The 7,485-nt window shown below is 69.2% G+C and carries 5 protein-coding genes; 1 reads left to right on the top strand and 4 read right to left on the bottom strand.

Going from position 1 to position 7,485, the window contains the following annotated elements:
• Window positions 1-16 precede the first annotated feature (16 nt).
• Window positions 17-1,429 (bottom strand): lipase family protein, encoded by a 1,413-nt coding sequence (locus QK444_RS28840; RefSeq protein ID WP_282785280.1) that lies wholly within the window; start codon window positions 1,427-1,429, stop codon window positions 17-19.
• 97 nt (window positions 1,430-1,526) lie between these two features.
• On the opposite strand from QK444_RS28840, the gene QK444_RS28835 reads away from it, so the two are divergent.
• Window positions 1,527-2,210 (top strand): TetR/AcrR family transcriptional regulator, encoded by a 684-nt coding sequence (locus QK444_RS28835; RefSeq protein WP_282785279.1) that lies wholly within the window; start codon window positions 1,527-1,529, stop codon window positions 2,208-2,210.
• 64 nt (window positions 2,211-2,274) lie between these two features.
• Here the strand turns inward: QK444_RS28835 and QK444_RS28830 are convergent, their stop codons facing one another.
• The 3 genes from QK444_RS28830 to QK444_RS28820 form a co-directional block, all read right to left on the bottom strand.
• Complete coding sequence (locus QK444_RS28830) at window positions 2,275-4,536, bottom strand: MMPL family transporter (RefSeq protein ID WP_282785278.1); 2,262 nt, start codon at window positions 4,534-4,536, stop codon at window positions 2,275-2,277.
• 132 nt (window positions 4,537-4,668) lie between these two features.
• Window positions 4,669-5,850 (bottom strand): fumarylacetoacetase, encoded by a 1,182-nt coding sequence (fahA, locus tag QK444_RS28825; RefSeq protein ID WP_282785277.1) that lies wholly within the window; start codon window positions 5,848-5,850, stop codon window positions 4,669-4,671.
• Window positions 5,851-5,912: 62 nt separating this feature from the next.
• The gene (locus QK444_RS28820) at window positions 5,913-7,115 is read right to left on the bottom strand and encodes a homogentisate 1,2-dioxygenase domain-containing protein (protein WP_282785276.1); all 1,203 of its coding nucleotides are present in this window, start codon (window positions 7,113-7,115) and stop codon (window positions 5,913-5,915) included.
• Window positions 7,116-7,485 lie beyond the last annotated feature (370 nt).

The raw sequence follows: 7,485 nt of genomic DNA, 5'->3' as shown, positions 1-7,485 counted from the left end.
TGAGCGAGAAGGCTTCTCAGCGCTCCTGAGGTCCGATGGGCCAGCCCAGCGCGCCGAAGGTGGCGTTCAGATTGATCTCGGTCTGCATCAGGATGTCCTGGAGATCGAAGAACAGCGACAGGTGGTTCTCGGTCTGGCAACCCACCGGATCGGGCGCGCCGGGGGCCAGGCGGCCGCGCACCCAGTTGAAGGCGTCGCCCATGCCCAGGGTGGGCAGGGTCAGGTGCTCGCTGAGGTGGTCGCGCTTGTAGAGCACCGAGGTGCCGCCCGCACACCACTTCGGCACCAGCGCGTCATTGTCGAAGACCGGCACGGCCTCGTCGAAGACGCCCTGGTAGAGCATGATCGGCATGGTCGGGGCGTGCTTGCCGAGCACGGTGGCGTCGAACACCTCGCGGACCTCGGGCAGTGCCAGGTACTCCGCGATGGGAATGGTCAGCATCTTCTGATAGTCGACGAACATCATGGTCAGCGCGTTGCGCGGCAGGCACTGGGCGTTGGTGCGGTTCATCATCGCCCGGCCCTCGGGGGTGAGCACGCGTTCGGTCGCCGCGGCGAACTTCGGGTAAGCGTTCATCAGCGACGCGATGCCGATGCCGATGAGGCTGGAGAACATGGAGCCGTTCACGTGCAGCAGTGATTCCACGTCCGAGACCGGCGCGCCGATGGCCGCGCCCTTGATGTTCAGCTCCGGCGCGTAGGTGGGATGCATTTCCGCGGCCCAGCCGCTGGCCATGCCGCCGCCGGAGTACCCCCACAGCGCCACCGGCGTGTTCGCGCCGTCCAGGCCGAGGGGTTCGAAGCGTTCGGCCGCGCGGATGCTGTCGAGCACCATGTAGCCGGGTTCCTTGGCGACGGCCAGATGACCGTTCAGGCCCTCGTAGTCGGGCACGTTGATGGCGTAGCCCTGGCTGATGGAGGCCGCGAGCTCCAGGTATTCCACGTTGGAGTGGATGCCCTCGACTCCCGCCAGGCCGCCGCCCTGCTGCAACAGGAACGAGGGTGCGCAGTGCGGTGCGGCGCTGTCGTAGAAGAACTGGTGTGAGACCAGCGGTCGGCTGCGAGCGGTGTCGGCCCCCATGGGCACCGCCACCGTGGTCGCCGCCACCGTGGGTTGTTCGAACAGGTCGGTGGTGCGATACAGCAACTGCCAGGCACGCACTCGCACCGGGAGCACCGTGAGCACCGCCAACTGCACTTCGCGCGACCGCAGAATGTCGCCCGGTGCGGCGGATTCGAAGCCCTCGGGCGCTTGATAGAACGGATCCACATCCACCGGCTGCGGTGCCGCGGCGGCCGTGCCCGCCGTACCCAGCAGTGCCGCGGTGCTCATGGCCACCGCCGTGCTCATGACCGCCGCCGTCGCGAGCGCGGCCGCGGTGAAGCGCCGCCACCCCCGCCTTCGGCGATCCCCATTGATCCCTGCCACGTCTGTTCCCTTCCTCATCGACGTGACGACGATTACAACACGCTATCCTGTTATCAACAAGAATTCTTTTTCGAAAGGACGCCGCTAAGGTTTGCCTATGACCCGCAGCAAATCCGCCGCGCGACCCGACCCCGCACCGGCGCGGCGTCGAATCCGTGGCCTCGACGCCGAGGAGCGCAGTGCGCAGCGGCGTCGTCAGCTCCTCGCGGCGGCGACCGAACTCTTTGCCCAGCAGAGCTATTCGGGCACCTCGATCGAGCAGATCTGTCAACACGCCTACGTCGGCACCAAAGGCTTCTACGACCACTTCGACAGCAAGGAAGCCTGCTATCGCGCCCTGCTGGAGCACATCACCGTGCAGTTCCAGACCCGGGTGGCGCAGGTGGCCGCGGAGACCGCCGACCTGCCGTGGCAGGAGCGGCTGCGCGCCATCGTCGCGGCCTTCGTGCACGCCATCGCCGACGACGTGCGGCTGGCCAAGGTGACCTTCGGCGAGGCGGGCGGCATCTCACCCGCCGTGGAGAAACAGCGGCGCGGCAACCGCCGCTGGGCCGCGGCCTTCCTCGACACCCAGTGGCCCGAAGCGGAGATGGACGAAAGGCGCAGTCTCGCCGTGAGTTTGGCGGCCATCGGCGGCATGTTCGAATTGGTCGCCGACTGGCTGCACCATCACGACGACGGCGGTGCGCCGGACTCGGTGGACAGCCTCATCGAGGACCTCGTCCACTTCCTGACGGTCATGGAGTTGGGTCGCCGGGCGAGCGCCGCCTCGGGGCGGTAGCCGGATCTGTCCGCCCCCGGACCGGCCCCGAGCGACGTCCGGAGCGCGGCGGTGGCCGATCGGGTCAGGAACGCAACTTCTCCAGCGTCGGCGCGGGCCGCTCCGGCTCCGCGCCCTCCTCCTCCAGTCCGATCCGCTTGTGCAGCGCCGCAAGGGGTTTCGGAGCCCACCAGTTGGCGGTGCTCATCATCCGCATGAGCGCCGGGGCCAGCAGGCCGCGGATCACGGTGGCATCGGCCACGATCGCCAGCGCCAGCCCGATGCCGAAGAGCTTCATGGCCGCCACCTGGGAGGTGGCCACGGCCAGCAGCACCACCGCCATCAGACCCGCCGCGGCGGTGAAGATGCGGCCGGTGCGGGCCACGCCCAGCGCCACCGAGCGGGCGTTCGCGGCGGCGCTGCGATCCGAGGCCAGCCACTCCTCGCGAATGCGGGAGAGCAGGAAGACCTCGTAGTCCATGGACATGCCGAATGCCAGGCAGAACATCAGGATCGGCATGAACAGGTCGATGGTGCCGGTCGGGGTGAAGCCGAGCAGGCCGGACAGATGCCCGTCCTGGAAGATCCAGATCATCGCCCCGAAGGTGGCGGTGACCGAGAGCAGGTTCAGCAGCAGTGCCTTCACCGGCAGCACCACGCTGCCGGTGAACAGGAACAGCAGGATCAGGGTGATCACCGCGATCAGCCCGACGGCCAGCGGCAAGCGCTGGATCACCGAATCCATGGTGTCCTCGTCCAGCGCCGCCGCGCCGCCGAACAGCACCTCGCCGGGCGCGGGCACCTCGCGCAGGGTGGCCAACTGCTCCTTGCCCGCCACCGAGGAGGGCGCGAGCCGGGTGCCCACCGACAGGTAGGTGCCCGCCGGTCCGGCCATTTCGGGCAGTCCGGCCGCCATCTTCGTACCGTCGACGTAGACGCCCGCGCTCGACATCACCGCGGGCACGTCCGGCACCTTCGACAGCGCGGCGGCATAGGTGCCGATCTGCTCTCCGGTGCCCTGGAAGTCCGGCAGCACCAGCACGGCGCTCGATGCCATATCGGCGTTGAAGTCCTCGCGCAGCGCGTCGCCGACCTGGCGGCTGGAGGCGAAGTCGCCGATCACCCGATCGTCCGGGCTGCCGAAATGCGCGCCCAGGAACGGTGAGCCGAGCGCCAGCAGTACCGCGCCGGTCACCACGGCGACCGGGACGGACCGCCGCATCACCCACATGACCAGCCGGTACCAGCCGCTGTCCTCGGGCCGCTGCGGCGTGGGATCGGGCCGACCGAGCGCGCGCCGCAGCGGTTTCCGCAGATCCAGGGCGTTGATCCGATCGCCGAGCAGCACCAGTGCGGCCGGGAGCAGCAGCACCGACGCGCCGACCGCCGCGGCCACCACCGCCACCCCGGCGAAGGCGAAGGATTTGAAGAACGGCTGCGGGAACACCGCCAGCGCCGCCAGCGCCAGTGCCACGGTCAGACCCGAGAACACCACCGTGCGGCCCGCCGTCTGCACCGCGCGCAGCACCGCGGCGCGGGTGTCGCGACCCGCCGCGAGTTCCTCGCGGTAACGACTGACGAGGAACAGGCTGTAGTCGATGGCCAGCGCCAGGCCCAGCGCGCTGGTCATGTTCAACGCGAAGATCGACACGTCCATGACCGTGGTGAGCGCCCGCAGGATGCCGAGGGTGGCGGCGATCGCGAACAGGCCCACGCCGATCGGCAGCGCCGCGGCCACCAGCGAACCGAACACCAGCACCAGCAGCAGCCCCGAAATGGGGATGGCGATGGCCTCGGCCAGGATCAGATCCTTCTCCACCTGGTGGTTGATATCGGCGAAGGTGCCCGCCATACCGCCCACCCGCACCTGCACGCCGCCGCGGTCACCGCTGAGATCGCCGGTGAGTTCGGCCGCGCGGTTCTGGATCTGGGTGTCGGTGCCGAGCAGGGTGGCCATGATGAGACCGCGCTTGCTGTCCTTGCTGCGCAGCGCTGTCGCCAGATCCGAGCGCTCGGTCACGGTGGTCCAGTACGACCGCACCCCGGTGATGGTCGAATCGGCGCGCAGTTCATCGGTGATGCGCTGCGCCTCGCTCCGCGCCTCCGGACTGTTCACCCCGCCCTCGGCGGTGATCATGACAATGAGGTTCGGATTGCCGCCGGGGAAGTTGTCCTCGATGAAGTCGTTGGCGCGCACCGACTCCAGTTCGGAGGTGAGGTAGCCGCCGCCGACCATATGCGACTTCACGGTCGCGCCGAAGCCACCGCAGATGATCATCAGCAACAACGCGGCCACCAGCACGGTACGCGGCCGCGCCATGGCGAAGCGGGCGAGATTGGTAAGCATCGACGCACTGCCCTCCGGAGTTTCCCAACTTCGGAACGGTAGCCGTCCACATCCCGCCATAGCGATCGGCTGTGACCATGGTCATGGGCATGCCGATCGGCTATCGGATGGCGATCGCGGTGCCGCCGGAGGTCAGGGGCGTGCGGGCCGGATCGAGCCCCGGACCTCGCCGAGCGTGAGCCGGCCGCCGTCCGCCGCCGGGGCCGACGCCGTGATCACCACCTCGTCGCCGTCCTCCAGATACGTCCGCTTCGCGCCGCCCACATCCACGGGTTCGGTGCCGCCCCAGCTCAATTCCAGCAGCGAGCCGCGCTCGTGGCGCCGCGGCCCGGAGATGGTGCCCGAGGCGAACAGGTCGCCGGTGCGCACGGAGGCCCCGTTGACCGTCATATGGGCGAGCATCTGCGCCGGAGACCAGTACATGCGTGAGTACGGGGGAGTGGCGACCAGCTGCCCGTTCCACTCCACCCGCAGTTCGATGTCGAGCCCCCACGGCGCGCTGTCCCGCAGGTAGGGCAGCGGTCGCGGGTCCTGTGCGGGCAGCGGAATCCGCGCCTCCCGCAGGGCATCCAGGGGTGTCACCCAGGCCGCCAGCGATGTCGCGAAGGATTTGCCGAGGAAGGGGCCCAGCGGCTGCGCCTCCCACGCCTGGATGTCGCGGGCGGACCAGTCGTTGACCAGCGCCACCCCGAAGACGTGATCGGCGAACGCGCCGGTCTCGACGGCCGTGCCGCGCTCGGAGTCCGCGCCGACCACGAAACCCAGTTCCGCCTCGATGTCGAGTCGCTGCGTCGGACCGAAATCCGGTGCGCCCGAAGCGCCTCGGCGTTGGCCGCAGGGCCGGATCACCTCGGTGCCGGAGACCACCACGGTGCCCGCGCGGCCGTGGTAGCCCACCGGCAGATGTCGCCAATTCGGCAGCAGCGGTTCGGAATCCGGACGGAAGATGCGACCGGCGTTGGTCGCGTGGTCGATGCTGGCGTAGAAGTCGACGTAATCGCCGACCTCCACCGGCAGCAGCAGCCGCACCGCCGAGACGGAATGCACGGCGGCGGCCGGGAATTCACCGTCGGCAGCCGCTTGCAGCCGCTCGCGCACCTCCCGCCAGATGGTCGGCCCCTGCGCCATGAAGGCATTGAGGCTGGGCCGGGCGAACATCGGATCATCCAGGGCCACCGCCAGATCCACCACGCAGTCACCCAATCGCACCCCCACGCGCGGTTCGCCACCGCTGGGTTGGAAGACCCCGTAGGGCAGATGCCGCGGCCCGAATCCGGAATCCGCCGGCACCTCGATGCGCACTCGACTGTTCACCGTATCTCCTCCGGGCAGGCGGGACGGACCCGCACCGCGGTGCGGGCGGGGGCGTCCCGCATTTACCGAACTCCCGGCCCGCGGCCGGACCAGGTCCACGCGTACTCGGGATCCTCGCAGGCCAGCGCACCCTCGCCGAGTCCGAGCGGCCGGAAGGTATCGACCATGACCGCCAACTCGTCGAAGAACTCCGCGCCGATGCTGCGCTCGTAGGCCCCCGGTTGCGGGCCGTGCGCGTAGCCGCCCGGATGCACCGACACCGAACCCTGCGCGATGCCCGAGCCGCGGCGCGCCTCGTAGTTGCCGCCGCAGTAGAACATGATCTCGTCGGAGTCCACATTGGAGTGGTAGTAGGGCACCGGAATCGAGAGCGGGTGGTAGTCGACCTTGCGCGGCACGAAGTTGCACACCACGAAGTTGGAGCCCTCGAACGCCTGATGCGCGGGCGGCGGCTGATGCACGCGACCGGTGATCGGCTCGAAGTCGGCGATATCGAAGGTGAACGGGTACAGGCAGCCGTCCCAGCCCACCACGTCGAACGGGTGCGTCGCGTACATCATGCGGGTGCCGACGATCTCACCGGCCGGGCGATGCTTCACCAGCACCTCGACGTCCGTACCCTCCGCCAGCAGCGGTTCGGCGGGGCCGTGCAGATCCCGCTCGCAGTACGGCGAATGCTCCAGGAACTGGCCGTACTTGGACAGATAGCGCTTGGGCGGGGTGATATGGCCCGACGCCTCGATCACGTAGGCCCGCAAGGGTTCCGGGCCCTCCGGCAGCCAGCGGTGCGTGGTGGCGCGCGGCAGCAGCACCTGGTGGCCCTGGCGCACCGGCAGCACGCCGAAGACGGTCTCCACCCGGCCCGCACCGGATTCGATGTACACCAGCTCGTCGCCGACGGCATTGCGGTACAGCGGCGACGGCCGCGCGGCCACCACGTACGAGATGCGCACATCGGCATTGCCCAGCAGCAGTCGCCGCCCGGTCACCACATCGGTGCCGTCCGGCTTGTCGCCCGGGAACAGTTCGTGCAGCCGCAGATGCCGGTGTTGCAGTGGATGATTCGGAAAGGTCCGCTGATCGGGAACCAGCCAGACCTCCGAGTCCACGATGGCCGGTGGCAGGCCGCGGTGGTAGAGCAGCGACGAGTCGCCGGAGAAGCCCTCCTCACCCATCAGCTCCTCGTAGTAGAGCTTGCCGTGGGCATCGCGGTGCTGGGTGTGCCGTTTGGGCGGCACCGTTCCCACCTGCCGATAAAACGCCATGACCGGACCTTCCGCCAGACCGCCTGTCCGACTCCCCTCGGCGTCCATCGTAGTCACGGGCGCGCGGCCCGCGTGGCAGATTGTCGTGAGCAATTCGCACGATTTGTGCATCTGCTGTGGATTTTCATTGCGCCTGCGACGAGGTTAATCGAGCAACCATGACAGAAAGTGCAGGTGACCGGATCGGCCAGCGAGCTGCCGGGCGTGGTGTTGTCGCTGGTGGTGAGGTGTAGGCGGCGCTCCCGCGCGCCGTCGCGCCGCCGTCGCGCACCTGCCGTATGAACGCGGAAGGGGCGCCCCCGGGGGGGGGGGGGGGGGGGCCCGGGGGGGGGGGGGGGGGGGGGCCCGGGGGGGGGGGGGGCCCCCCCCC

Origin of the sequence: Nocardia sp. CC201C, from assembly GCF_030010695.1 — a bacterium.
GTDB lineage: Bacteria > Actinomycetota > Actinomycetes > Mycobacteriales > Mycobacteriaceae > Nocardia > Nocardia otitidiscaviarum.
This window is presented reverse-complemented; position numbering and strand designations above follow the sequence as displayed.